19 protein-coding genes are annotated in these 23,892 nt (G+C 49.2%); 10 read left to right on the top strand and 9 right to left on the bottom strand.

From position 1 onward, the window contains the following. Positions 1 to 56 precede the first annotated feature (56 nt). On the top strand, positions 57 to 752 hold the full coding sequence (locus ABNV41_RS13175) for a polymer-forming cytoskeletal protein (protein WP_196332605.1): 696 nt from the start codon (positions 57 to 59) through the stop codon (positions 750 to 752). Between the two features lie 85 nt (positions 753 to 837). Here the strand turns inward: ABNV41_RS13175 and ABNV41_RS13170 are convergent, their stop codons facing one another. From ABNV41_RS13170 to cysT, 6 genes are all read right to left on the bottom strand, one after another. Beyond that, positions 838 to 1,869, bottom strand: a complete 1,032-nt coding sequence (locus tag ABNV41_RS13170; RefSeq protein ID WP_349935112.1) for an IS481 family transposase — start codon at positions 1,867 to 1,869, stop codon at positions 838 to 840. A 63-nt stretch (positions 1,870 to 1,932) separates the two neighbouring features. Then, a complete protein-coding gene (locus ABNV41_RS13165; protein ID WP_349934791.1) occupies positions 1,933 to 2,418 on the bottom strand; it encodes a GcrA family cell cycle regulator in 486 nt (161 codons plus the stop codon). 147 nt (positions 2,419 to 2,565) lie between these two features. Continuing rightward, positions 2,566 to 4,047, bottom strand: a complete 1,482-nt coding sequence (locus ABNV41_RS13160) for an amino acid permease (protein ID WP_087651680.1) — start codon at positions 4,045 to 4,047, stop codon at positions 2,566 to 2,568. A 170-nt stretch (positions 4,048 to 4,217) separates the two neighbouring features. After that, positions 4,218 to 5,255: a sulfate/molybdate ABC transporter ATP-binding protein gene (locus tag ABNV41_RS13155; RefSeq protein WP_050819021.1), complete on the bottom strand. Its 1,038-nt coding sequence runs from the start codon at positions 5,253 to 5,255 to the stop codon at positions 4,218 to 4,220. Next, positions 5,252 to 6,070 (bottom strand): sulfate ABC transporter permease subunit, encoded by an 819-nt coding sequence (locus tag ABNV41_RS13150; RefSeq protein WP_349934790.1) that lies wholly within the window; start codon positions 6,068 to 6,070, stop codon positions 5,252 to 5,254. Before ABNV41_RS13150 ends, ABNV41_RS13155 begins: the two co-directional genes overlap by 4 nt. Continuing rightward, positions 6,067 to 6,906, bottom strand: coding sequence for a sulfate ABC transporter permease subunit CysT (gene cysT / locus ABNV41_RS13145; protein ID WP_050819023.1), 840 nt, complete (start codon positions 6,904 to 6,906; stop codon positions 6,067 to 6,069). The genes ABNV41_RS13150 and cysT overlap by 4 nt, the downstream gene beginning before the upstream one ends. Positions 6,907 to 7,457: 551 nt before the next feature. Between cysT and ABNV41_RS13140 the strand changes: the two genes are divergently transcribed. The 3 genes from ABNV41_RS13140 (at position 7,458) to ABNV41_RS13130 (ending at position 10,615) form a co-directional block, all read left to right on the top strand. After that, complete coding sequence (locus ABNV41_RS13140; RefSeq protein WP_050819024.1) at positions 7,458 to 7,667, top strand: hypothetical protein; 210 nt, start codon at positions 7,458 to 7,460, stop codon at positions 7,665 to 7,667. Between the two features lie 219 nt (positions 7,668 to 7,886). Further along, on the top strand, positions 7,887 to 9,554 hold the full coding sequence (locus ABNV41_RS13135; protein ID WP_349934789.1) for a porin: 1,668 nt from the start codon (positions 7,887 to 7,889) through the stop codon (positions 9,552 to 9,554). 26 nt (positions 9,555 to 9,580) lie between these two features. Next, positions 9,581 to 10,615, top strand: a complete 1,035-nt coding sequence (locus ABNV41_RS13130) for a sulfate ABC transporter substrate-binding protein (protein WP_050819025.1) — start codon at positions 9,581 to 9,583, stop codon at positions 10,613 to 10,615. Positions 10,616 to 10,640: 25 nt separating this feature from the next. Here the strand turns inward: ABNV41_RS13130 and ABNV41_RS13125 are convergent, their stop codons facing one another. Beyond that, a complete protein-coding gene (locus ABNV41_RS13125) occupies positions 10,641 to 11,786 on the bottom strand; it encodes an AraC family transcriptional regulator (protein WP_196332606.1) in 1,146 nt (381 codons plus the stop codon). A 92-nt stretch (positions 11,787 to 11,878) separates the two neighbouring features. Between ABNV41_RS13125 and ABNV41_RS13120 the strand changes: the two genes are divergently transcribed. The 6 genes from ABNV41_RS13120 (at position 11,879) to ABNV41_RS13095 (ending at position 21,773) form a co-directional block, all read left to right on the top strand. Continuing rightward, a complete protein-coding gene (locus ABNV41_RS13120; RefSeq protein ID WP_050819027.1) occupies positions 11,879 to 13,267 on the top strand; it encodes an ethanolamine ammonia-lyase subunit EutB in 1,389 nt (462 codons plus the stop codon). Next, positions 13,264 to 14,049, top strand: coding sequence for an ethanolamine ammonia-lyase subunit EutC (eutC, locus tag ABNV41_RS13115; RefSeq protein WP_050819028.1), 786 nt, complete (start codon positions 13,264 to 13,266; stop codon positions 14,047 to 14,049). Before ABNV41_RS13120 ends, eutC begins: the two co-directional genes overlap by 4 nt. 32 nt (positions 14,050 to 14,081) lie before the next feature. After that, positions 14,082 to 15,434: an ethanolamine permease gene (eat, locus tag ABNV41_RS13110; protein WP_050819029.1), complete on the top strand. Its 1,353-nt coding sequence runs from the start codon at positions 14,082 to 14,084 to the stop codon at positions 15,432 to 15,434. Positions 15,435 to 15,932: 498 nt separating this feature from the next. Continuing rightward, positions 15,933 to 17,123 carry an efflux RND transporter periplasmic adaptor subunit gene (locus ABNV41_RS13105; RefSeq protein WP_050819030.1) on the top strand — a complete coding sequence of 397 codons (1,191 nt, stop codon included), beginning with the start codon at positions 15,933 to 15,935 and terminating at the stop codon, positions 17,121 to 17,123. Between the two features lie 5 nt (positions 17,124 to 17,128). Then, positions 17,129 to 20,284 (top strand): efflux RND transporter permease subunit, encoded by a 3,156-nt coding sequence (locus ABNV41_RS13100; RefSeq protein WP_050819031.1) that lies wholly within the window; start codon positions 17,129 to 17,131, stop codon positions 20,282 to 20,284. A gap of 4 nt (positions 20,285 to 20,288) precedes the next feature. Next, entirely contained in the window at positions 20,289 to 21,773 is a 1,485-nt protein-coding gene (locus tag ABNV41_RS13095; RefSeq protein ID WP_050819032.1) for an efflux transporter outer membrane subunit, read from the top strand. Between the two features lie 69 nt (positions 21,774 to 21,842). Here ABNV41_RS13095 and ABNV41_RS13090 read toward each other — a convergent pair whose 3' ends face one another. Next, positions 21,843 to 22,049 carry a cold-shock protein gene (locus ABNV41_RS13090; RefSeq protein WP_003623691.1) on the bottom strand — a complete coding sequence of 69 codons (207 nt, stop codon included), beginning with the start codon at positions 22,047 to 22,049 and terminating at the stop codon, positions 21,843 to 21,845. Between the two features lie 293 nt (positions 22,050 to 22,342). Next, the gene (locus ABNV41_RS13085) at positions 22,343 to 23,728 is read right to left on the bottom strand and encodes a hypothetical protein (RefSeq protein WP_230844606.1); all 1,386 of its coding nucleotides are present in this window, start codon (positions 23,726 to 23,728) and stop codon (positions 22,343 to 22,345) included. Between the last annotated feature and the right edge of the window lie 164 nt (positions 23,729 to 23,892).

Genomic DNA, 23,892 nt, shown 5'->3' with positions numbered 1-23,892 from the left:
TGCCTGAGTAGTGGGGCCTGTCCAAGAGTGAACAGCCAGCAAGGCGGGGGATTTTCTTGTTTAAAAGACGTAAGCCCGAAGATAATCGGCCATCTGAGCAGTCTGGTTCCGCCAGTCAGGCGGGCGCGCAGCGTTCCGCTGGCGGGTTTGGTTCCATTTTTTCTTCTAATCCAGCGGGAACGCCAGCAAAACCTGCGCCCCGCCCTGACACAGATACAGTAAAGGAGACCTCATCCATGGGTCGTGCGCCTCTTCCTTCCGGTTCCCCTCTTCCTTCCGGTGCAGGTATGCCGCCGTTTCCTGGTGCGGCTGCAGCACGCGGTATGCCGCAGCAACCTCAGCAGCCTAAAAAGGATGAGCCGGAACAACGCACTTTGGTGGTGGGGCGTGGCATTAGCGTGCAGGGAACCGTGCAGGACGCAGAACGTCTTGTGGTTGAAGGCACTGTTGAATCCAGCATGATTACAGCCAAGGAACTGGTGGTTAAGCCCGGTGGCCTGTTCCGCGGTGGTGTAGAAGTGGAAAATGCAGAAATTGCTGGTACCGTTGATGGTACGCTCACGGCGCGTGGTAGCCTGACACTGCAGGGCAGTGGCCGTTTGCTTGGCAAGGCAGCCTGTCATCGCCTGAAGGTTGAAGATGGTGGCCAGATTACAGGTCAGCTGGAAATGCTGAGCGGTGATTCTGCTTCCAAGCCTTCTTCTTCATCAGCAGCGCCGGCGCCAGAAAAGCCAGCAGCAGCCGAAGGCTGAGTATAACGCCCCTGACTTGCCCCTGAAGGCCTACTTTATAAGGCCCTCAGGGGATGGGGTTTATATTATTTTAGAAGATATAGATTTAGGCGACGTTATCGCGCCTATCGCGCAGCCTTACATAGGTGTCAGGTTGTGAGACGTCATTGGCGTAATCAAGGATTTCGTCGACCTGTTTCATGATGTCACGACCAGCCGGTTTGATATAGTCTTGATTACGTGACGCGGGATGTTTTTCAAGCCATGAGATGATGCATTGGGCGGGAGCGATGCCGCCCAGAACACGCTGCGGGCGATGATTGTAGGCGAAACAGAAGCCTCTGAGCAGAATTTCCAGATCTTCATGGTTTGAGACACAGACCTGCAGTACTTCTGTAGCGACACGGCCATTGAAGCGTTCCACCATTCCATTGGTCTGAGGGGAGTAAGCCTTGGTCCGGCGTCGGTCGATTCCCATGTCATGACAGGCTTTTTCGAAGGCGTCCGCTGTAAAGCAGGAGCCACGATCGGTCAGGATATGGGTGATCCGGAAAGGAAAGGCCGATTTGACGGCATTGAGGAAATCAACGGAATTATCCGCATTTTCCGCGTCATAAACAGCCAGGTGCACTGAACGGGAACAGCGATCGATGGCGACATACAGAAAACGTTTCCGCCGGTCCCCATCTGCTGTCTGTAATTTTGGCAGATGTTTCACATCGATATGGACATAACCGGGATCGTAATCGCGGAACTTTCCCTGTCCCCGAACTGGTCCGGCCTTTGGAACAGGAGGCAGCCTGTTCAATCCGGCGTCTTTCAGTATCCGCCAGATATTGTCCCGGTTCAGATGCGGCAGGAAATGCCGTAAGACAAAGGTCAGATCATCCAGACCAAAACCGGTAGAACGCCGAAGCTGACAGACAATGGCGCGCTCCTCCTCCGAGGCTTTCCAGGCCAGCCTCCAGGGACGGCTGCTGCGGTCCTGACAGGCGTCCGAACCACGCCTGCGCCACTTGCGGACTGTTTCATCGCTGATCCCGTAGCGTCTGGCGAGCACGGATGTCGGTTCTGACGAACGAGCTATCTCAGCCCGGACAGCCGGTGTCGTGCGTGCCTGTGGGTGGATCTGAAGCATCATTCGGTCTCCCTGCAAACGGAAGAAAACAACGAAGCATAACGCGGTATCGCCCACGCTACATCATCCCAATGACGTCTCACAACCTGACACATAGGCAATCTGCGCATGTTCCTCACAATATGGTTTGCCCGGTATCGGGGTGGCACCACAAAAGTGGAAGCCCGGCGTGCCAGGGTCACCGATCGGCCAGCAGCAAGATGGGCCGCGGCGTTTTTGTGGTTCCGGATCAGAAATGCTGCGCAAAGGCGCCTTGGGCTTGCTTTTGCTTGAAGCCGCAGGTTTTTCTTTTTTTGCGACTTTTTCTTCCACAGCAGGAGCAGGCGCGGCTTCCGGTGGTGCAGAACGTGCAGGAGCTTCGGCTTTTTCTGCTGTTTTGGGCTTGGCATTACGCCGAATGGGGGATGGCCGCGCTGGCAATCCCAAACGATGCGCCTTTCCGACAACCGCATTTTTGGTGATGGAAAGACGCCTACCAATTTCTGCCGTTGAAAGACCTTCCGCCCATAATGCCTTGAGCTGGGCGATAATTTCTTCGGTCCACTCCATTTACGGCCACCTTACTATAAATATTGCATCGTTCGCGGGGAAAATACCACGCTTTCAGTCGCGGATATATTACGGTGATGCCCGTTTCATCTCAAGAAGAAAGCCTGCAAGACAGGTTGCACTATAAGAATAAGTTGGGTGCGATGGTTAGCCCTGCTTGTTTGGGGTGTCTGATGTTCCGAGTAGATCATCGGTTAGCGTGATGGAAGATTGTGTGGGGGGAACAAGGTGAATGGGCTTGTGGCTGAAGGTTTTCCAGCCAACAAACAGGATGATGGCCAGAATGGGAATACAGGCCACAGAGAATGATCCTGTTGGGTAATCAAACGCCATGAGCACAATGATGCTGCAAAAGAACAAAATGGTTGCCCAAGATGTAAATGGTGCACCCGGCATGGCAAACCCGGTAGGTGCTATGCGGCCTGCATTAATGGCTTGGCGCAGCTTGATCTGGCTAAGCAAAATAAAGCACCAAGTGCTGATAATTCCCAGAGAAGCCAGATTGAGAACAATTTCAAAGATTTGCGAAGGCAGTAAATAATTCAGAAAAACGCCAACAAGGTAAATGCCAACGGTTGTAAGAATGGCAGCAGAAGGAACGGACTGTTTGCTCATATGCGTCAGATAGCGCGGGGCAGAGCCATTCAAAGCCAATGCGCGTAAAACACGGCCTGTAGAATATAAACCAGAGTTCAGGCTGGAGAGTGCTGCTGTAAGCACTACGATGTTCATAATGGAATCCACGCCCGATATACCCAGATGCGAGAAAAATGTCACAAATGGGCTGGTGCCAGCCTGATAGGCAGACCAAGGCAGCAGAAGAACCAGCAAGGTAACCGTGCCAACATAAAAAATGGCAATGCGCCACATCACGTTATTGATGGCCGTGGGCAGAACGGTGCGCACGTCCTGACATTCACCAGCAGCGGTGCCGATCATTTCTATGCCTGAATAGGCAAAAATAACCCCTTGGGTAAGTGCCAGCGCCGGTAAAATGCCATGAGGGAACAGGCCACCATGCTGTGTAATCAGGTTCAATCCTGTTTCATGGTGATCTATGGGCACGCGTAGGCCCAAAATGGCACTTCCGATAATGAGAAAGAGAACCAGCGCGACAATTTTGATGAGGGAAAACCAGAACTCCATCTCCCCAAACCATTTCACGCCAATCAGGTTCATGCCGGTTATGAGCAAAAGCGCCAGCATGGCAAATACCCATTGGGGCATGTGCGCAAATGTGCCCCAAAAATGCATGTAAAGCGCCACAGCGGTAATATCGACAATGCCCGTCATGGCCCAGTTGAAGAAAGACATGGCGCCAGCAATGTAAGATGCCTTGGGGCCGAGAAATTCCAGAGTGTAGGAAACAAAGCTGCCACTGGTAGGGCGATACATGACCAACTCACCCAAAGCGCGCAGCATGAGAAAACAGAAAATCCCACACACCAGATAGATCAGGGCTAACGAGGGCCCCACGGCTTGCAGGCGTCCACCCGCACCCAAAAACAAACCCGTGCCAATCGCGCCACCAATGGAGATCATCTGGATCTGCCGTTTATTGAGGGCGCGATGATAACCTTCTGCCGTATGTGCTGGTTTTGTGTGCGGAGTGGAGGTTTTGTCGGGCATACAAACATTCCGTGCAGATAGAAATTCTGTATTTTCACAATAAATTGAAAATACAGAATCAATTTATACAGAAATGCAAAAGGTTATCTAAGTTCTTGCATATCAACCGTTATTTTAACGCAACATATAAAATCTGTGCTGTCAATCCGGCTTATGGGCAGAGCTTTATCCTACGGCAGATTTGAGAAGATTTTGCCATGTGAAATATCCAACCCAAATTGTTCACTTTCGGAAATTTCAGTTGGCATTGGTGTTGTAATATCAAGCGCTTTTTGCGTGGTCTGCACGGTATAATGATACAACCCGTTGGGGTTGCGGCTGCGAGAAAGGATATGAGCCGCTCCTTTGCCGCGTATAAATTGCACATCGCAAGGACGGATAAATACGGTTGTTTTGCCGTTCTTTTCACTTACCGGAAATGGCAGGGCATCAGTATCTTCCAGGATAAACTGCCCATTCTGTATTTCCCCCGCAAATTCGAGTGTCTCACCCAAAAATTGCATAACAAATGGTGTTTGCGGAGATGTGTTGAGCGTATTGGCATCAGCATCCTGTACAATACGGCCATCCTGCATGACCACCAGCCTGTCAGCAATATCCAGAGCTTCCTCATGGTCGTGCGTAACCAGAATGGTTGTAAGGCCCAACTTGTCATGGAGCTCTCGCAACCAGCGGCGGATGGTGCGGCGTACAATTGGGTCCAACGCTCCAAATGGTTCATCCAACAAGAGCAGCTTGGGTTCTGTTGCAAGGGCACGCGCCAGAGCAACACGTTGCCGCTGCCCGCCCGAAAGCTGATCCGGGCGGGCAGCGGCTAAATGTGGAAGCTGAATAAGTTCCAGCAGATCCTGCACGCGGGCGGCAATAGCTGTGCGATCTGGGCGCTGTTTGCGCGGTAGAACATCCAGCCCAAAGGAAATATTGCGTGCTACACTCATATGCCTGAACAGCGCATAGTTCTGGAATACAAAGCCAGTTTTACGTTTTGGCAAATCTGCATGACCAATGGGGAGACCATCAATCAGCAACTGCCCTTCATAGACTGGGGAAAGGCCACCAATAGCGCGCAGCAAAGATGTTTTGCCTGCACCAGAAGGGCCAACCAACGCAATAAAGGCGCCGTCTTCAACTGTCAGATTGATATTGTCCAAAATCTTGCGGGAGGAACCAGGAGCATATTGTGTAAAAGAGTGCAGGTTAACGCTCATGAAGGCTGTTTCCTAAAAGAATGCTCAAATAGTGTGCGAAGCAGAACTGTGCTCATGGCACATAGGGCAAGAAGTGCGGCCATGCTGAAGGCCGCTACTGTTTGGTATCCATTGTAAAGGGTCTCGATATGCAGTGGCATCGTTTCTGTCACACCCGGAATATGGCCTGAAACAACAGAAACGGCGCCAAATTCACCAATGGCGCGGGCAGTGGTGAGCAGAATGCCAGAGAGGAGTGCCCACCGAGCATCTGGCAGGGTAACTTGCCACAATGTTTGCCAGAAATTTGCCCCCAGCAAAAATGCTGCTTCTTCTGCATCGCGGCCCTGCTGTTCCATATAGGGCATAAGTGTGCGCGTGACGTAAGGGAAGGTAACAAACAGGGTGGCCAGCACGATGCCAGGCACAGCAAAGGCAATTTGCATATTATGGGTGGTTAACCAGTTGCCCCACCAGCCTTCCTGCCCAAACAGCAAAAGCCATATCAGGCCGGCAATAACGGGAGATACGCTGATAGGCAGCTCTATGAGCATAATGAGAAAACGTTTGCCTGCAAAAGAATATTTTGTCAGGCACCATGCGGCGGCAATACCACCCAGCGTGTTTGTTATGGTGACAATGACGGTTACAAATGCAGTCAACCGAATGGCGGCCAGAGCATCGGGTTCCAGCAAGGTAGATACGGCAGCATGCATTCCTTGCCTCAGCGCTTCTGTAAAAATAAGCACGAGTGGCAGCAGGAGCATAAGCAGCACAATAGCGTAACTGCATCCGCACAGAATAAAGCGGCTTATGGAAAAACGTACGGTTGTCATTTTGTTTCTTCCATAATCAGCCCGCGTGAGGCGCGCTGGCGCAAGAAGCTTACACCACCAAGGCAGAACAAGGCGGTAAGCAGCAGCATGACAGCAATAGTGGTGGCACCAGAATAATCGAATTCCTGCAGGCGCATAACAATCAGCAGAGGCGCAATTTCACTGCGGAAAGGCTGATTGCCTGCAATAAAGATAACAGAGCCATATTCACCAATGCAGCGTGCAAAGGCCAACCCAAAACCGCTTAATGTTGCAGGCAGAATGGCGGGCAGAATGACGCGGTAAAATTGCTGAAAAGGTGTTGCTCCCAGCAGGAAAGCGGCTTCTTCCACTTCTGATGGAAAGTTTTGCAATACAGGTTCGATGGTACGCACCAGAAACGGAAGGCCCACAAACATGAGGGCAATGACAATACCGGTTGGCGTAAAGGCGACTTGTAAACCGGCATGGGCCAGCAGCTTTCCCATCCAGCCATTGGGGCCGTACAAAGTGGCAAGCGTAATACCTGTTACGGCTGTGGGGATAGCAAAAGGCAGATCAATGCACGCATTAATGATTTTGTAGCCCGGGGGACGAAGCCGCACTAATGTCCATGCCAGCAAAATGCCTAAAGGCAGATCAAGCAAAGCCGCCAACAGCGCACAACCAAAGCTAACCCGAAAGGCCGCAAATACCCTGGCATCATGTAGGGTTTGCAAAATGGCAGCCGTGCCATCCTGCCAAGGGCGTAAGATAAGGGCCAGCAAGGGCAGAATAACAAGCAATCCTACCCATAAAAGCGTGATGCCAAAGGTAAGCGGAAAGCCGGGCAGAGTATGGCGGCGCAGAAAAAACATAGGCAAGCAGGTAAATCCATCGTAGCGGCACGTTATACGTATGATTTGTTTTGAAGATGGAATATGCCATGCGGCATACTCTGTGGGTCAAACCATGCTGGGTTTTGAGAGTCTTTCCTTACGCTGAATGTTATTAAAACCTATCCTATCGCTGGAAATAAAAAAATACGAAAAATGGACGTGTTAAAAAATTTTCTGCGATTCTCAGGGGTGGTGTCTGCTGATATAAAAATTTTTCCGAACAGGAGTTTTTAGTTAGAGGATTGATTTAACAATGAAAATTAACATGCGTAGATTTTTGTTGTTAAAAAAAATAACCATTCGTAATGGTTTATTATTGCGTGGTTGTGTGTTTGCTCATAATGTCTTTCAGGTGACAACGTAGCAGAATCACAAAGGGTGATGTGCATGTATCCGGTTTGTTTACGAATGTGCTGCACGGTTCGATGTCGTGCTGCAAAGGCGTTTGAATATGCGCCTGTATTCCTTTCCTGATCTGGCCGGATAATCAGTTTGCCGGCTGGGTGTGTTCTTTATCCAGAGGCATTAAAATGCTGGAATCTCAGATTATCGAAGTGAATGGTACTTTTTTGGGTACTGTTATTTTGGAAGCAGATCGTTCCACACGTCGTTTTTATGCGGCGCATGAAAGCGTAAAATCTTTACATAACAGCAGATTTACGCAAACGGATAATCCAATCTTGTCTGTTACATGCGTGTTCCGTCGTGGGAGCCAAGGGCGGGGTGGGATACGCACCTAAAAACAGGTGTTTCGTGTATTAAAGCAACCTGACTGATCTATTGGGTGTATGCAGAAATAAAAGCCTTTCCAAACAGTGTTTTATGTTTTGACAGGAAGGGCTTCTGCAAGCTAAATAGTTCTCGGTTCGAAATAATATACGTAAAAGCGTATTCAAGTAAAACAACAAGTATTTCCCATGTGGGTTAAAAACAACCAAAGTGGTTGTTGGGGGCGCTTAATGACTGGTTCCGTTCGCTCTGGTTTTTTGCTGACAACAGCCATATCAGGTCTGTTTTTTCCGTGCGTATTACATGCAGAAACATCAGAAGCTGAAGTTGCGGCTTTGCGGCGTGAAATGGCCATGATGCGGCGTGACATGCAGGGTGAAATCCATCGCCTGCAAATGCGCGTTTCACGATATGAGCATATTGCGCAAAGTAAGGGCAACAATGCCAAGGTTGCATCCCGCACTACGCACCCGCACCTTGTGGCCGCTGGGGCGGAGGAGCCTCAGCCTGTGTTTGCAGAAGAACCTTCAAATCCTGTGCATCATGGCCCCCGCACCGGGGCGGAAGGTCACCCGGCTTTGCCGGAAGGTCCTGTGGCTTCATGGGCTGAATTCAAGGCTGCTTCAGCAAAGGAAGAAACAGTTCATATTGGTGGCATTCAGGTTGGTTTTCCTAAAGGACGTCCAACCATTGCATCAGATGATAAAGCCTACGCGTTTTCTATTGGCTTGCTAGCTCAGGAAGATGTGGGCGGATGTTTTGGTATGTCCCCACGCAATGGGGAAACCAAAGGCAATTTCAATTCTTTAACACAGAATGCACGTCGCCTACGGCTTTATCTTTCATGGCGGTATAAAGATTGGGTTGTGAACGTCACACCAGATTTTGGATCCAGCAGTGTTGATGGAACCGTAGGCTTGTTTGAAGCAAACCTGAATTATACAGGGTTGCGGAATACAACGCTAACAGTTGGGTACTTCCAGCCGCGTATGGAAGAGGAAAGTGCAGAACGTTCTGGCGCTTTTGAGTTTCTGGAACGTCCCACCATTGTGGATCTGGTGCGTAATCTTGCTGGTGGCGTGGCACGCTTTAGTGTTGGTGGTGAGCATTACGAAAAACGTTGGCTTGTTTCAGGTTATTTTACGGGACAAAAGTTTGGGGACCGTTCCAAGGATACCACGATAGTTGATAGCCAGACAGGTGCGGTTATCCGTGCGGCTGGTCGTCCTTATGTTTCAAAAGACATAGATGTGCATGTAGGTGCCGGTGCAACTTCTGTATTCAAGGTTAATGAAAACAGTAGTGGTCGCCAGTTGAAATTGTCAGACAATATGGAAGTGCCGCTGGGGGAAACCAGCCTGTTAACATCAGGCGCTCTTACAGATGTTGCGCAAATCTGGGCTGCTGGGCCACAGTTGGCATTACGCTGGAAGCGCTTTTTGCTGAAAGGTGAATACTACCATATTGGCGTACAGCGTGATCATCAGGCCCAAACTGTGCATTTGCCTTCCCTTGGGTTTGATGGTTGGTATGTAGCTGCAAACTATACACTTTTGGGAACTCCCCGAGTGTATAGTGAGAAAACGGCAGCATTTACCACACCCGGTGTAACGTATGACTTTGATCCGGCCACCGGTCACTGGGGCGCGCTGGAAGTAAGTGGGCGCTGGAGTGTGACAGACTTGTACGGCACGGAAAATCAGGGTGGAGAAGGCGTTAACGGCAACCAGCAAACAGTCTGGCAGGGTGGGTTTAACTGGTATCCTAACCGGCATATCAAGGTGATGTTGGATTACGCACACTTTATTGTCACGCGTTCCAAGGGTGTATCTGGTGGCGTTAATCTGTTTGGGCGCGATGGAAATGCAGTTGTTGGCCGCGTGCAGGCGGCATTCTGAAAAACTGTTTTGAAGGTCTGATACTCATGAAAAACAAAGACTTTTCTCTTTCTCGTCGTCGCCTGCTTGTTGGGGCTGCTGCTTTAGGGGGTGGAGCCTTCTTGGGTATGCATGCTGGGCAGGCACAGGCAGCCTCTTTCAACCTTTTGAATGTTTCTTATGACCCCACGCGTGAGTTGTATGCTGATGTAGACAAAGCTTTTGCAAATGTCTGGCATCAGGCACATCCAGAAGACAGTGTCACTGTCAAAACAGCGCATGGGGGATCTGGTGCACAGGCGCGTTCTGTTCTGGAAGGTGTACCCGCAGACGTGGTCACATTAGGTTTGGCCTATGATATTGATTTGCTTGCGCAGAAAGGTTTGATCGCATCAGATTGGCAAACACGTCTGCCGCACAATTCTACACCATACACGAGCACAATTGTTTTTCTTGTGCGCAAGGGAAATCCGAAAAACATCAAGGATTGGCCAGATCTTGTGCGGGATGGTGTGCAGGTTATTACACCTAACCCCAAAACCTCTGGGGGTGCCCGTTGGAATTATCTGGCGGCATGGGGATGGGCATTGCACCAGAATAAAGGTTCGGAAGATGCAGCCAAAGATTATCTGAAAAACTTGTTTAAGCATGTTCCAGTTTTGGATACCGGGGCACGCGGTGCAACAAACAGTTTTGTACAACGCCACCTAGGTGATGTTTTACTGGCATGGGAAGACGAAGCATTAATGGCCGCACGTGATATCGGGCCAGACCAGTTTGATATTGTTGTACCTTCACAAACCATTTTGGCAGAACCGCCTGTTTCTTTGGTGGATAAAAATGTGAAGGCACATGGCACAGAAGCTGTTGCCAAAGCGTATCTGGAGTTTTTGTTTAGCCCAGAAGGCCAAAAAATTGGTGCCAAACATTATTTTCGCCCCGTAGACCCAGCAGTATTGGCGGAATATGGGCAGGTGTTTCCTAAGGTAGAAACCTTTGATGTTGCAAGCCTTGGTGGATGGACAAAGCTGCAAAAAGACCATTTCTCAAATGGTGGAATTTTTGACAGCCTTTATAGATAATATCTGAGACGTAGGATTTTTGATCTTAGATGCTGGATGGCGCTGGTATGTATTGCTGGCGCCATGTGCGTGGAGAAACACCACTCCATTTGCGAAAAGCTCTACTAAACGCACTGGTTTCTGAATATCCTAATAATCTGGAAATATGGCTGATGTCATATTCTGGCTTTTCCAGTAAACCACACGCTTGTTTATAGCGTGTGGTTTCCACGAGATCAGAATAAGATATTCCATGATCAGCAAGACGCCTTTGCAAAGTCCAGGCAGGCATATTCATGCGTGTAGCTAATAAGGTGAGATGCCCACCTTCCGGTAAAATCTCTTCAAGTGCTAACAAAACCTGCTCTTTAAAAGATACGTACGGATGAGGTGTGTTGTGCCCGTTGCGGGCGAGTGAGATAAGAGATGCTTTTACAATTTCCAGCGTATGCGGTTGCGCATCCGGCATTGCGCGTTCCAAACCAATATCGCGGAAAATAAGTGCATTGGTGGGGCGGCCAAAATGAACATTTGCCTGAAAGGCATTTCGATGTTCGTGTGCCTGTTCAGGTTGTGTATGCGCAAAATGCACTTCTTCTGGGTGCCACGCAGGCCCTAAAGCATAGCGCAGCACATTGCAGAACATGCCGAGTGTGAGTTCTGCATCTTGCCGGCGTTCTGTAATGGTTGGATCTGTAATGGCGTATTCAAGCCGCAATAGGTTGCCCTGCTGTACAAGGCGCGTGTGCGTGCAGCTTTGATGATACATAAAGTGCGTTGCAAGATTATGAATGGCGTCTTTTACCGTAGGGGAAAGAAGCGCCACAAACCCGATCAGCCCCAATGTTTGAGGTTGAAACTGCTGCCCAAACCATAGGCCCAGATTGCCGTGCTGGGTTTCTTTTGCTGCTTCCGTAAACAGGCGGCAATATGCGTTCAGGCTCAGCATATCTGTGGGCAGGGCCAACTTGCCTGGAGCTAACCCCGCGCGGCCAGCAATGCGGTCAATATCGCCCCCATGGCTTGTAATAAAGCCTTCTGCGCCAGAAGCGGCGGCGGCCATAACGCCAGAGGCAGAAAAGGCGGGCAGGGGAGACATTGCAATCCTTTGTCTGAAGCAGGTGTGTAATCTGCAGCCTTCTTTGTGGTGAAATGTTAAAAATATGTAGCGAGCAGTCAAGTCGCAAATCATTTCTCTATGATATCATTCCGAAATAGATATGATTTGAATGCATGCAGAAAGTGAATCACATCTCTTTCGCGCGTAGCTAAGGAGTTCCTTCAATGGTGTATCGTTGCACTCTGGGGGGTGAAACATACAGCTTCGATGATCTGAAAACGTTGCTGGCAGTAGCATCGTCCGAGCGATCTGGGGACCAGTTGTCTGGTGTTGCGGCACAGTCGGATGTGCAGCGCATTGCAGCGCGCTATGCCTTGGCTGATCTGCCGTTGCAGACCTTTTTGGATGTCGCACTCGTTCCGTATGAGGAAGATGAAGTGACGCGCCTTATTATGGATACGCATGATAAGGCAGCCTTTGCGCCGCTAGCACATATGACAGTCGGGCAGTTTCGGGATTGGCTGCTCTCGCATGAAACTAATACCGCAACACTGGCGGCTGTTGCTCCGGGCATTACGCCAGAAATGGCTGCGGCGGTTAGCAAGTTGATGCGTAATCAGGACTTAATGAGTGTTGCGCGCAAAATTCGTGTCATCACGGGTTTTAGAAATACCATTGGTTTGGAAGGATGTTTGTCTTCCCGCTTGCAACCTAATCATCCTACGGATGATCTTAAAGGCATTGCGGCATCCACGCTGGATGGTCTGCTGTACGGTATGGGGGATGCCGTTATTGGCATTAACCCGGCTACAGATAGTGTTGCAAATGGCATGGCCTTATTGGACATGTTGGATCATGCGCGCCAGCGTTATGATATTCCTACCCAAACTTGTGTGCTGACGCATGTGACCAATACATTGGAAATCATGAATAAGGGCGGGGCGGTAGATCTGGTTTTTCAATCTATTGCGGGTACACAAAAGGCAAATGAAGGGTTTGGCATCAATCTTTCTATTCTGGCAGAAGCGCAAGATGCTGCGGTAGGGCTTAAGCGTGGCACGGTTGGCCAGAATGTCATGTATTTTGAAACAGGCCAGGGTGCGGCTCTTTCAGCTAACGCGCATCATGGTATGGATCAGCAAACAGCAGAAGCACGCGCCTATGCAGTGGCCCGTGCGTATAATCCCTTACTGGTAAACACAGTTGTTGGATTTATCGGCCCTGAATATCTGTATGATGGAAAGCAGATTATCCGCGCCGGTTTGGAAGATCATTTCTGTGCCAAGCTGTTAGGTGTACCAATGGGGTGTGATGCCTGTTACACCAACCATGCTGAAGCCGATCAGGATGATATGGATAATTTGATGGTGCTTCTTGGCACAGCGGGTATTACCTTTCTGATAGGTGTGCCAGGTGCTGATGATGTGATGCTGAATTATCAAAGCCTTTCTTTTCATGACATTCTGACACTGCGCAATTTGTTGGGTTTAAAACCTGCTCCAGAATTTGCGGCATGGCTGGAGAAAATGGAACTGTACGATAGCAAGTACAACCGCATGAAAGAAATTGCACCGGGACAAACCAGACTAGGGCAGTTGGTAGGTGCAGCATGACAGATAAAAAGCTGCTTTCTACAGGTTCAGCACCATTGGAAAAGCGTGATGACTGGCAGGATTTGCGGCAGTTCACGCGGGCCAGAATTGGTTTAAAGCGTTCTGGAAATGCACAGTGCACAAAAGATGTTTTGGCGTTTCAGAAATCTCATTCCAAAGCACGGGATGCTGTGCATATTCCTTTGGATGTTGCGCATTTACAGGCAGAAATGGAAGATGTGCCTGTGATTTGCGTTTCTAGCCAAGCGCAAGATAGGCAAACGTATTTGCGCCGTCCAGATCTGGGGCGCAGGCTGAATGCTGCATCACTTGAGGCTTTGCCTCATGGGCAATGGGATGTGGTGTTTGTTGCTGCAGATGGACTATCTTCTATTGCAACGCAAAAGGAAGCCCTGCCGCTGTATAGGGTTATGTGCAAGCGGTTGGTTGGGTGGCGTATTGCACCTTTGGTTGTGGCAACGCAAAGCCGGGTAGCTCTGGGTGATGAAATTGCCCAGAAAATGGGTGCAAAAATTGTTGTCATGATGATTGGGGAGCGCCCCGGTCTAAGTGTGGCTGACAGTATGGGAGTGTATCTGACATACGCACCTTATGTGGGCTGTCCAGATTCTTCCAGAAACTGTCTGTCAAATATTCATTCATATGGTCTTTCAACGTCTGCTGCGGCCGATAAACTTACCTGGTTGATGCAGGAAGCCATGCGTTTGAAAGAAACAGGAATTGGTTTGAAAGATTCTTCCCCAGAGAATGGAATAATCGAAAATACACCGAAAATTTCTTGATAATTCTCTGATACAAAAGGATGTACTGAAGCATGGGCGAGGGTTCAACGCATCTCAATAAATCTCTCAGCACGTTCCATTTATGGGGTATTGCTGTTGGTCTGGTTATTTCCGGCGAGTATTTTGGCTGGAGCTATGGCTGGGGCACGGCTGGAACTTTAGGGTTTTTGGTAGCCACAGTTTTTGTGGCCGTTATGTACACAGCGTTTATCTTTAGTTTTACAGAACTTACCTGCGCCATTCCGCACGCTGGTGGGCCATTTGCCTATAGTTTTCGGGCATTAGGGCGCTGGGGTGGTTTGTTGGCTGGGCTTGCCACATTGGTGGAATTTATTTTTGCACCACCGGCTATTGCGTTGGCTATTGGTGCGTATCTGAATGTGCAGTTTCCACATCTTTCTCCAAAAGTTGCGGCATTGGGGGCATATTTGGTGTTCATGACACTGAATATTGTGGGGGTACATATTGCTGCGACATTTGAACTGTTTGTGACAATTGCAGCTATTATCGAGCTTCTTGTGTTTATGGGGGTCGTAGCTCCTGCGTTTTCATGGCACAACTTTCTTCAGAATGGCTGGGGTGTTGCACCTCATTTTGGCTGGGAAGCTATGGGCGGTATTTTTGCAGCCGTTCCATTTGCAATCTGGTTCTTTCTAGCCATCGAAGGCGTTGCCATGGCGGCAGAGGAGGCAAAAGATCCGCGCCGCTCTATCCCTATTGCATATATTGCGGGTGTGCTTACCCTTGTTTCATTGGCATTTGGTGTCATGCTTTTTGCTGGCGGTGTGGGGGATTGGCATACTCTTGCCAATCTGAATGACCCTTTGCCTCAGGCCATGAAGGCCGTAGTGGGCAGCAACAGCGGCTGGTTGCATATGTTGGTGTGGCTGGGACTGTTTGGTCTGGTTGCGTCTTTGCATGGTATCATCATGGGGTATGGTCGGCAGATCTTTGCATTGGCACGTGCTGGGTTTCTGCCTGCTGTATTGGGTAAACTGCATCCACGTTTCAAAACGCCTTATACGGCCACGTTGGCTGGTGGCAGCATCGGAATTGCAGCGATTTTTTCAGATGACATTATCTCTATCAATGGGCAGTCCTTAACGGCCACATTGGTAACTATGTCTGTGTTTGGTGCTTTGACCATGTATCTGCTGAGCATGATCAGCCTGTTTCGCTTGCGTCTGAAAGAGCCCGCTTTGTCTCGCCCGTATCGGGCACCGTTGTATCCGGTTTTGCCTGCAATTGCGTTGCTGGGGGCCATTATCTCACTTGTGGCAGTTATCTATTATAATCTGTCAATATTTTTCATCTATGTTGGGTTTATCGCGGTTATTACATGCCTTTTCATGGCCTTTTCGCGCAAACCACAGTCAGATTTTTAATGCTGCCAAATATTATACAGTAACGTATTGTTAGATTATATTTTATTGGTACGTTTAGTGCTGTGTTATAACGTTTGGGCATATTCCAAGCGTTATAACACTTTTTGTTTTTAATTTTTATTCTCGCGTAAATGAGAATGTAAATGCATCTCAAGCCTTGCATGTACTGTCGTGCAAAGGCATATAATCACGCAAAAGTGATCATGACACGACAAGATGCAGACTGCTATGCCGGAAGTTCCTAGAGCCCGGTAGCATTGTTGCGTTTCAGGCAAGCCAGATATGAATATAGTGTTTGACAAGCCGCAGATTTATGCAAGAAACAGGACTAAAATGATCTTGTTTGTGCGGCTTTGAATTGTATTCTGAATGGTTTGCATTGTTCAGGTAAAACATATGGTTTTTTGCAGGTACAGGGTGAGTAAGATGTTATTTTAAAACAGTATCTGCAAATGTTGGAGCAACGATTATTTCAAAATTTCTTAAAAGGATTCCCATATGAAGCGGGAAGTCAGTAGTTTAACCCATGCTGCTGTTGTGGGTGTGCTCATAGGGCTGTCAGGATGCGATCAGAAGGCATCTACCCCTGAAATGCCACCGCAAAGTGTGCAGATTCAGGTTATGAAAAAGCAGCCTGTTGCGGTGCATACCACTCTTCCTGGTCGTACGGATGCTTTTGAAATTGCACAGGTTCGCCCACAGGTTACAGGTGTTATTGAAAAGCGCCTGTTCCGTGAAGGTGCGGATGTTGTTGTTGGCCAGCAGTTGTACCAGATTGATCCTTCACGTTATAAGGCGGTGTATGACACGGCACGTGGGCAACTGGCAGAAGCCCAGGCAGCCGAAGTTACAGCGCGCGCCAAACTGAATCGCTATCGCGGGCTTGTGCAGTCTCATGCCATTAGCCAGCAGGATTACGATGATGCCGTGGCAGCGGAAAAGGAAGCGCAAGGGCGCATTCTGAACGCACAGGGGCAGGTAGAAAGCGCACAGGTGAATCTGGGCTATACAAAGATGTATGCGCCCATTTCTGGCCGGATCAGCCGTACGCTGATAACCGTTGGTGCGCTGGTAACAGCAAACCAGACAGACAATACGGCCATTATCACGCGGCTGGACCCTATATATGTTGACGTCAATTTGCCTGCCATCACGTTGCTGCGCCTTAAGCGTGAACTGGCAGAAGGACGTATTCAACGGCAGGAAGATGGTAAAGTTCCGGTAAGGGTCACGCTGGAAGATGGCTCTGTCTATGAACACACAGGCCAGATGGCGCTTTCTGAAGTGAATGTGGATACGGCTACGGCCACTGTTATTGTACGTGCCATTATGCCCAACCCAGATAAGCTGTTGCTGCCCGGTATGTATGTGCATGCCCAATTGGATGAAGGGATAGACCCCGCAGCCCTTATGGTGCCGCAGGATGCCGTAATACGGAATACACATGGTGATCCTCAGGTATGGGTTGTTAAACCCGATAACACGGTGGATCTACGCCAGATCACGACAGGGCAAACCGTTGGTACCAATTGGATTGTGACATCTGGGCTGAAGGAAGGCGAACGCATTGTTGTGGAAGGGCTGCAAAAAGTAATGCCCGGCGCCAAGGTTGATCCGCACGAAGAAGCCCCACAACCAGCAGCCAATGCCGCCAGCCCCGCAGATCAGAACTCTCAAAAGAGCCAGTAACCAGCATGAGCCTTTCACGCTTCTTTATTGATCGGCCAATTTTTGCGTGGGTGATCAGTCTTATTATTATGCTGGTTGGGGGGCTGTCTATTTTTCGGCTGCCTATTTCCCAGTACCCCAGCATTGCGCCGCCGCAAATTGCTATCAGTGTAACGTATCCGGGTGCTTCGGCTGATACGGTGAACGATACTGTGGTGCGCCCGATCTTGCAGCAGATGTTTGGGCTGGATCATCTGGAATATATTTCGGCTCAGTCCTACGCGTCTGGTCAGATGGAAATTGACCTGACCTTTGCGCAGGGAACAGATCCGGACATTGCGCAGGTGCAGGTGCAAAACAAGCTCCAGCTTGCGCAGCCCAAACTGCCAACGGAAGTTACTGCTCAGGGTTTGAGCATTACCAAAGCTGTTAAGAACTTCATGCTCGTGGTGGCCTTTATCTCCACCGATGGCAGCATGAACGGTGGCGATATTGCCGATTACGTGGCGTCCAATATTTCAGACCCGCTCAGCCGTGTTTCCGGCGTGGGTGACCATACGCTGTTTGGTTCTGAATACTCCATGCGTATCTGGATGGATCCGGCCAAGCTGTTTAACTATGGCCTGACGGTAAGAGATGTTGAAACAGCCATTCAAACCCAGAACATCCAGCTTTCATCTGGTGAACTTGGCGGTTTGCCGGCAACCAAGGGTATCCGGCTGGATGCCACCATTATTGGCCCGCAGCGTCTGACATCACCGGAAGAGTTTGAAAGAATTCTGCTGAAAGTGCAGCCTGATGGCTCGCAGGTGCGTATCCGCGATATTGCCAAGGTTGAGCTTGGCCCACAGACGTACAATACCAATTCCTATTATAATAATATGCCAGCTTCGGGCATGGCGCTTAAACTCGCGCCGGGCGCAAACCAGATTGCAACAGAAGCCGCAGTGCGTGCCCAGTTGCATGAGCTGGAACAGTTTTTCCCACCGGGTTTGAAAACTGTTTATCCGCTGGATACCGAACCGTTTATTACCCTTTCTATTGAGGAAGTGGTTGAAACACTGCTGGAAGCCATTGGTCTGGTCTTTTTGGTCATGCTGGTGTTTTTGCAGAACTTCCGCGCCACGCTTATTCCCACCATTGCGGTGCCCGTTGTGTTGCTGGGTACGTTCGGTTTGCTGAATGTGCTGGGCTATTCCATCAATACACTTACCATGCTGGCCATGGTGCTGGCTGTTGGTTTGCTGGTGGATGATGCCATTGTGGTGGTGGAAAATGTTGAGCGTGTGATGACGGAAAAGCAGCTTTCCCCGCGTGAGGCTGCCCGTGTTTCCATGGATGAAATTTCGGGCGCGCTTGTGGGCATTGTGCTGGTTCTGTCTGCCGTGTTCCTGCCCATGGCTGCGTTTTCTGGGTCTGTTGGGGTTATTTACCGGCAGTTCTCCATTACTATTGTTTCGGCCATGTGGCTTTCCGTGCTGGTGGCTATGGTTCTTACGCCAGCGCTGTGCGCCACTATGCTCAAGCCGGGGCAGCATGAAAAAACCAAAGGTTTGGCAGGGTGGTTTAACCGTAACTTTGCAAGGTTAACCAATGGGTATCTGGGTGGTGTAAACTATCTTCTGCGGCACTTTATGCTGGCAATGGGGGCTTTTGTTCTTATTACAGCCGTAGTGGTGGTTTTGTTCCTACGGGTGCCCGGTGGCTTTTTGCCAGATGAAGATCAAGGGCTGATTTTTGGGCAGATCACTATGCCGCCCAATGCCCCTATGGAAAAAACAGCCGAGATTAACCACGCTGTTGCAGATTATATTCTGAAGACGGAAGCTGATTCTGTTGAATCCGTTTATTCTGTAAACGGGTTTAACTTTGCCGGGCAGGGCCAGAACTCTGGTGCGTTCTTTATCCGCCTGAAAGATTGGTCTGTCCGTCCCAAGGCATCGCAATCTTCTGCTGCAATTGCCATGCGGATTATGATGCATTTCTGGGGGAGCCCCAAAGCGCAGATTCTGGCCTTTAACCCGCCAGCCGTTCTGGAGTTGGGTAACGCAACGGGCTTTGACCTTGAGTTGGAAGACCGTGCACATTTGGGCCATCAAAAACTTCTGGAAGCCCGCAACATGGTGTTGGGTATGGCGGCGCAAGACCCTAGCCTGCTGGCAGTGCGCCCCAATGGCATGGAAGATGCTGGCCAGTATCATCTGGATATTGACCGGGAAAAAGCAAATGCCCTTGGTGTGACAATTGATGATATCAATACCACTATTGAAGGGGCGTTGGGCTCTATTTACGTGAACCAGTTTACGCGGAATGACCGTGTGAAACAGGTATACATCCAAGGTGTTGCCAGCTCTCGCATGCAGCCGCAGGATCTGGATAAATGGTATATACGTAACTTTACGAACACATTGGTGCCGCTGAATGCCTTTGTAAGCGCCCACTGGATTTCTGGCCCGCAGAAGGTTGAAAACTATAACAGCTTCAATGCTTTTGAAATTTTGGGCCAACCCGCTGAGGGGTATAGTTCCGGGCAGGCATTGGCAACAATTACCAATATCCTGAAAAAGCTGCCCGCAGGTATTGGGTATGAGTGGACTGGTCTCTCTTTCGAGCAGAATGCATCGGGGTCTTCTACAGGTCCACTTTATGCTCTGGCCATGATTGTTATTCTGTTGTGTCTGGCAGCGTTGTACGAAAGTTGGGCTATTCCGCTGGCGGTTCTGCTGGTTATTCCGTTAGGGGTTGTGGGCGCAATTATTGCCACGTTGATGCGTGGCTTGGCGAATGACGTCTATTTCCAGGTGGGGCTCCTTACAACGGTTGGGTTGGCAGTTAAGAACGCCATTCTGATTGTTGAGTTTGCCAAAATGGGTTTTGAACAAGGCAAATCCTTGGAAGAGTCCGTTCTCACTGCTGCACGTGAACGTTTGCGCCCGATTTTGATGACATCTATTGCCTTTGTGGTGGGCGTATTTCCACTGGCTATTGCATCTGGTGCTGGGTCTGCTGCGCGTGTTGCCATTGGCACGGCCGTGGTGGGGGGCATGGCATCAGCAACGTTGCTGGCTGTCTATTTTGTGCCTGTGTTCTTTGTGGTTGTTCTTCGGCTTTTCAAGGTGAAGCGCATAAGCGAACGCACAGACCCGCACGCCCAGATTATGAATTCTGACGGACACGAGTAAAACTATGACGCATTTTTCCGTATCACGTCAGTCGCGTTTGTATCGTCAGGTTGCATGTTTTGCAGTGTCTGTCGGGCTTTTGGGTGGCTGCACCATGATACCCAAATACAAGCGGCCACAGCCGCCGCTTGCACAAACATGGGCAGATTATCAGCACACAGATAATGTCATGCTGCAAAAAGCAGCATCCGATATTGGCTGGCGGGACTTTTTTATAGACCCGCGTTTGCAACAGCTGATTACCATTGCTCTGCGTGAAAACAGAGATATCAGGCAGGCTGCGGCCAGCATTGTAGAAGCCCAAGGGCGTTATGATATCCAGCATGCTGGCCTATTCCCCAGCATTGGGGCAACGGGTGGGCCAATGTATCAGGCCCCATCTGATGCTGCGGGTTTGAGCTTTGCCCCGGGGTTGGATACCGATAAAACCAGCAATGGTATGGCGCGTGATCCGTTCCGTTTTTATCAGGGCGGTATTGGGTTTTCGGCTTACGAAATTGATATCTTTGGCCGTATTCGCTCCCTGAGCCGGGAAGCAGCGGAAGAAACACTTGCCCAGCGTGAAAACCTGCGTGGTGTTACCATCAGTATTATTGCACAGGTTGCTAATGCCTATATCGCATGGTTGGGTGATAGGCAGGCTGTTGCATTGGCGCAGAATACCTTAAGCAGCCAGAAAAGCACATTGCAGCTGATTCAGGATAAATATAACCACGGAGAAGCTGATTTACTGACTGTTCGGCAGTCAGAAACGCAGGTTGCGCAAAGTGCTGGTTTGCTGGCTGATTCTCAAAGAAAGGTGGAGCAGGATGAAAACCTTATCAGCTTGCTGATAGGTGCGCCTATTCCTGCAGATTTACCACCACCTTCTGATTTGGGGCAGCAAACTGTTCTGGCAGATGTGCCTGCTGGTTTGCCATCGGATCTGTTAAACCGTCGGCCGGATATTGTGCAGGCTGAACATGACCTATTGTCTGCGCAGGCGGATATTGGTGCGGCACGTGCTGCGTTTTTCCCGCGTATTACACTTACGGCGAGTGATGGTATTTCCAGCTTGCAGTTTCATAAGCTGTTTACATCTGCGGCAACCACTTGGGGTGTTAACCCAAACATCCAGATTCCCTTGTGGACATGGGGGCAGAATTCAGGAAACCTGAAAGCCTCCAAAGCGCGCCGGGATAGCAAAATTACGACGTATGAAAAAACAGTGCAGACAGCATTTCGGGAAGTAGCCGATGCGCTGGCTGGCAGAAAGGCATATCTGGATGAGCAGAAAGAAGTGGATGCCTTGGTAAATGCTTCGGGAGATGCTTATCGTCTTGCCAAAATGCGTTATGAGGCAGGAATAGATTCCTACTTAACAACTCTGGAATCGCAGCGTTCTTATTTACAGGCACAGCAAAATCAAATTTCGGTAGATGTACTCAGATATCAAAATCTGGTCACGCTTTACCGGTCATTGGGCGGTGGCTGGAAGGAAAAAGGATAATACAAAATTGCAAATAAAAAGCCGCCCCAAAGGGCGGCTTTTTACAGCATCATATGCAGCTTAAAGCAATTAGATTGCTTTAATGCTTACTGCAGATGTCTTGCCGTTACGGCCAGCTTCAAGCTCGTAAGAAACCTGCTGACCTTCGGTAAGGGTATGCATACCGGCGCGCTCAAGCTCAGAGATATGAACGAACGCGTCCTGTCCCCCATTGTCCGGCTGAATGAAACCAAAACCCTTTGTGGGGTTAAACCATTTTACGGTGCCTGTTGCCATAACAAGGCTCCTTTTTTACAACAGCGGTCGTGCACAAAATACACACGAAATCATAACTTTTAAGGAGAAAAACTGACGCAACATGCGCCGATGACTCAGATAAAAGCATCCGCTTGCGCTATCAATGTGCGCAAAACACAAGGAATGCAAGGATAAACTGAGGGGCACCCAAAATTAAATCATTATTTCTAGGCCAACAGGCTGTATAATAACGCTTTTTAGTATTTTTATTTTTGAATTTATAAAGTTAAACAAAACACCGGTATAAAATTTAATAAGGCATTATTTATGTGTCAGGATGGGGAGTGGGGCAGACGATCATTCCTGATATAGACGGAAGATCCCGCAGGCATGGGTGTATAGTCTGTGCGTAGAAGATTAACCACGCAGGACATGAACTTTTTTGGATCATGCACACCCCAGATAATCCAGCTATCAAAATAAATGGCTGGAGGTTTATTTTTAGGTAAATCAACGCATAAATCTCGATCATATCCATGCCACGGGTGGGCGGCGTAATCGGCCTCCCACGGAAGATACGCATGATATTTCTTTATGGGTAAACGGTGGGCCAGTAGATACACATCAGGGCTATACGGAACAGCTAAAATCCGTTCATCGGGGCGCGTATAGGTACGAATGGTTCTGGCAAAATCAACAGAGTCATTTTGCGTCAAGCGCCATCCGGTGGCGCGTCTTTGCTCCAGTGTTTGCCCCCAAGGGGAGGAAAGGGCGTGTTGGGAGGATAGAAATATTCCTCCAATGCTGCCGCATGCCAAGAGCGATAAAATATGAGGATGATTTTTTAAGCAAGCTGAGATCATCAAGCTTGCCAAAGCAAAAGCAGCCATAAGGAAAGCCCCATTTTGAAAGCCATCCATGCCTCGTATCTGAAGTGTCATGAGGCCGCAGAGAGCCAGAAGGGCACAAATCTTATAGGTGCTTTTCCAAACAAGAAGAATACTACCAAGACCGATGGTGATGACAGCCAGGGTTTCTATAATGCGAGCGGGCGTAAAGGAAAGCTCCATGCCATGTAAAAAGGCATCTACGCCAAAAGGTATGTAATGCGCGTACCATTTCTGGTTGGCGATAATATGGAAAGCAATCATGCCTCCAATATCACCATAGAGAATGAGCCATAAGGTCATTACCAAAAAGGCGCAAAAGCCTCCCAGTGTAACTCCTTTTATAGTTTCTCTATAAGTTGCATGACTAAATACACCAATCACACACGGAATAACGTAAAAGAACAGAGCAAGTGGGCCAAATGCATAAGCCGCAAAAGGTAAAAGCGCTGTAGCAAAACCACCGCAAAAAGCCTGAGACATAGAGACCGGTCTGTTAAGGCACAGTGGCACCACAAAAGTAGCCATACTGATAACAGTTAATGCACCACCAATGGGCCAATAACTATCCAGGTTAAGGCCTTGTACAGTCCATACAGAGGCAATACTTCCCAGCCACATGGCAGTGGCCAGATAACGCTGCCAATTAAAAGTAAAAAGAGGTGTACAAAAAATGGCCAGCCCGGCAAGGCTGGCCATAAAGGTAGAAACAAACCGGAAAACCCAGAGGTATGAAACACCAGCTACAGGGCCAAGTATCCACGAAAGCATGAAAACAAGAGGCCCATGCGCATCAATATAGTCCCGATAAAGCCGATCACCATGTTGCATGGCGAGAACACCTAAAAAGTGTCCGGATTCATCGCTAAAAGGCAGGCCGCCAAAGCCTTCTATATTTCTGAATATGAAAAAACTGATGCAGATGGAAAATAGAACCAGCGGAGTTATCAACCTATTGGTAACGCGCATGTTGGCTCTATTTTCCGTGCGTTTGT

The sequence above is a fragment of the Acetobacter sp. A11-2 genome, from assembly GCF_040208445.1.
Lineage (GTDB): Bacteria > Pseudomonadota > Alphaproteobacteria > Acetobacterales > Acetobacteraceae > Acetobacter > Acetobacter oryzoeni.
Note: the sequence above shows the minus strand (reverse complement) of the source record. Positions and strands in the feature narration are given on the sequence as shown.

What these genes read in the sequence shown, in the direction of transcription:
- ABNV41_RS13150 (WP_349934790.1), bottom strand. Translation starts at nt 6,070, where the DNA reads ATGACAACCGTACGTTTTTCCATAAGCCGCTTTATTCTGTGCGGATGC.
- ABNV41_RS13120 (WP_050819027.1), top strand. Translation starts at nt 11,879, where the DNA reads ATGGTGTATCGTTGCACTCTGGGGGGTGAAACATACAGCTTCGATGAT.
- eat (WP_050819029.1), top strand. Translation starts at nt 14,082, where the DNA reads ATGGGCGAGGGTTCAACGCATCTCAATAAATCTCTCAGCACGTTCCAT.
- ABNV41_RS13100 (WP_050819031.1), top strand. Translation starts at nt 17,129, where the DNA reads ATGAGCCTTTCACGCTTCTTTATTGATCGGCCAATTTTTGCGTGGGTG.
- ABNV41_RS13160 (WP_087651680.1), bottom strand. Translation starts at nt 4,047, where the DNA reads ATGCCCGACAAAACCTCCACTCCGCACACAAAACCAGCACATACGGCA.
- ABNV41_RS13155 (WP_050819021.1), bottom strand. Translation starts at nt 5,255, where the DNA reads ATGAGCGTTAACCTGCACTCTTTTACACAATATGCTCCTGGTTCCTCC.
- ABNV41_RS13090 (WP_003623691.1), bottom strand. Translation starts at nt 22,049, where the DNA reads ATGGCAACAGGCACCGTAAAATGGTTTAACCCCACAAAGGGTTTTGGT.
- eutC (WP_050819028.1), top strand. Translation starts at nt 13,264, where the DNA reads ATGACAGATAAAAAGCTGCTTTCTACAGGTTCAGCACCATTGGAAAAG.
- cysT (WP_050819023.1), bottom strand. Translation starts at nt 6,906, where the DNA reads ATGTTTTTTCTGCGCCGCCATACTCTGCCCGGCTTTCCGCTTACCTTT.
- ABNV41_RS13170 (WP_349935112.1), bottom strand. Translation starts at nt 1,869, where the DNA reads ATGCTTCAGATCCACCCACAGGCACGCACGACACCGGCTGTCCGGGCT.
- ABNV41_RS13130 (WP_050819025.1), top strand. Translation starts at nt 9,581, where the DNA reads ATGAAAAACAAAGACTTTTCTCTTTCTCGTCGTCGCCTGCTTGTTGGG.
- ABNV41_RS13125 (WP_196332606.1), bottom strand. Translation starts at nt 11,786, where the DNA reads ATGATTTGCGACTTGACTGCTCGCTACATATTTTTAACATTTCACCAC.
- ABNV41_RS13135 (WP_349934789.1), top strand. Translation starts at nt 7,887, where the DNA reads ATGACTGGTTCCGTTCGCTCTGGTTTTTTGCTGACAACAGCCATATCA.
- ABNV41_RS13105 (WP_050819030.1), top strand. Translation starts at nt 15,933, where the DNA reads ATGAAGCGGGAAGTCAGTAGTTTAACCCATGCTGCTGTTGTGGGTGTG.
- ABNV41_RS13085 (WP_230844606.1), bottom strand. Translation starts at nt 23,728, where the DNA reads ATGCAACATGGTGATCGGCTTTATCGGGACTATATTGATGCGCATGGG.
- ABNV41_RS13140 (WP_050819024.1), top strand. Translation starts at nt 7,458, where the DNA reads ATGCTGGAATCTCAGATTATCGAAGTGAATGGTACTTTTTTGGGTACT.
- ABNV41_RS13165 (WP_349934791.1), bottom strand. Translation starts at nt 2,418, where the DNA reads ATGGAGTGGACCGAAGAAATTATCGCCCAGCTCAAGGCATTATGGGCG.
- ABNV41_RS13095 (WP_050819032.1), top strand. Translation starts at nt 20,289, where the DNA reads ATGACGCATTTTTCCGTATCACGTCAGTCGCGTTTGTATCGTCAGGTT.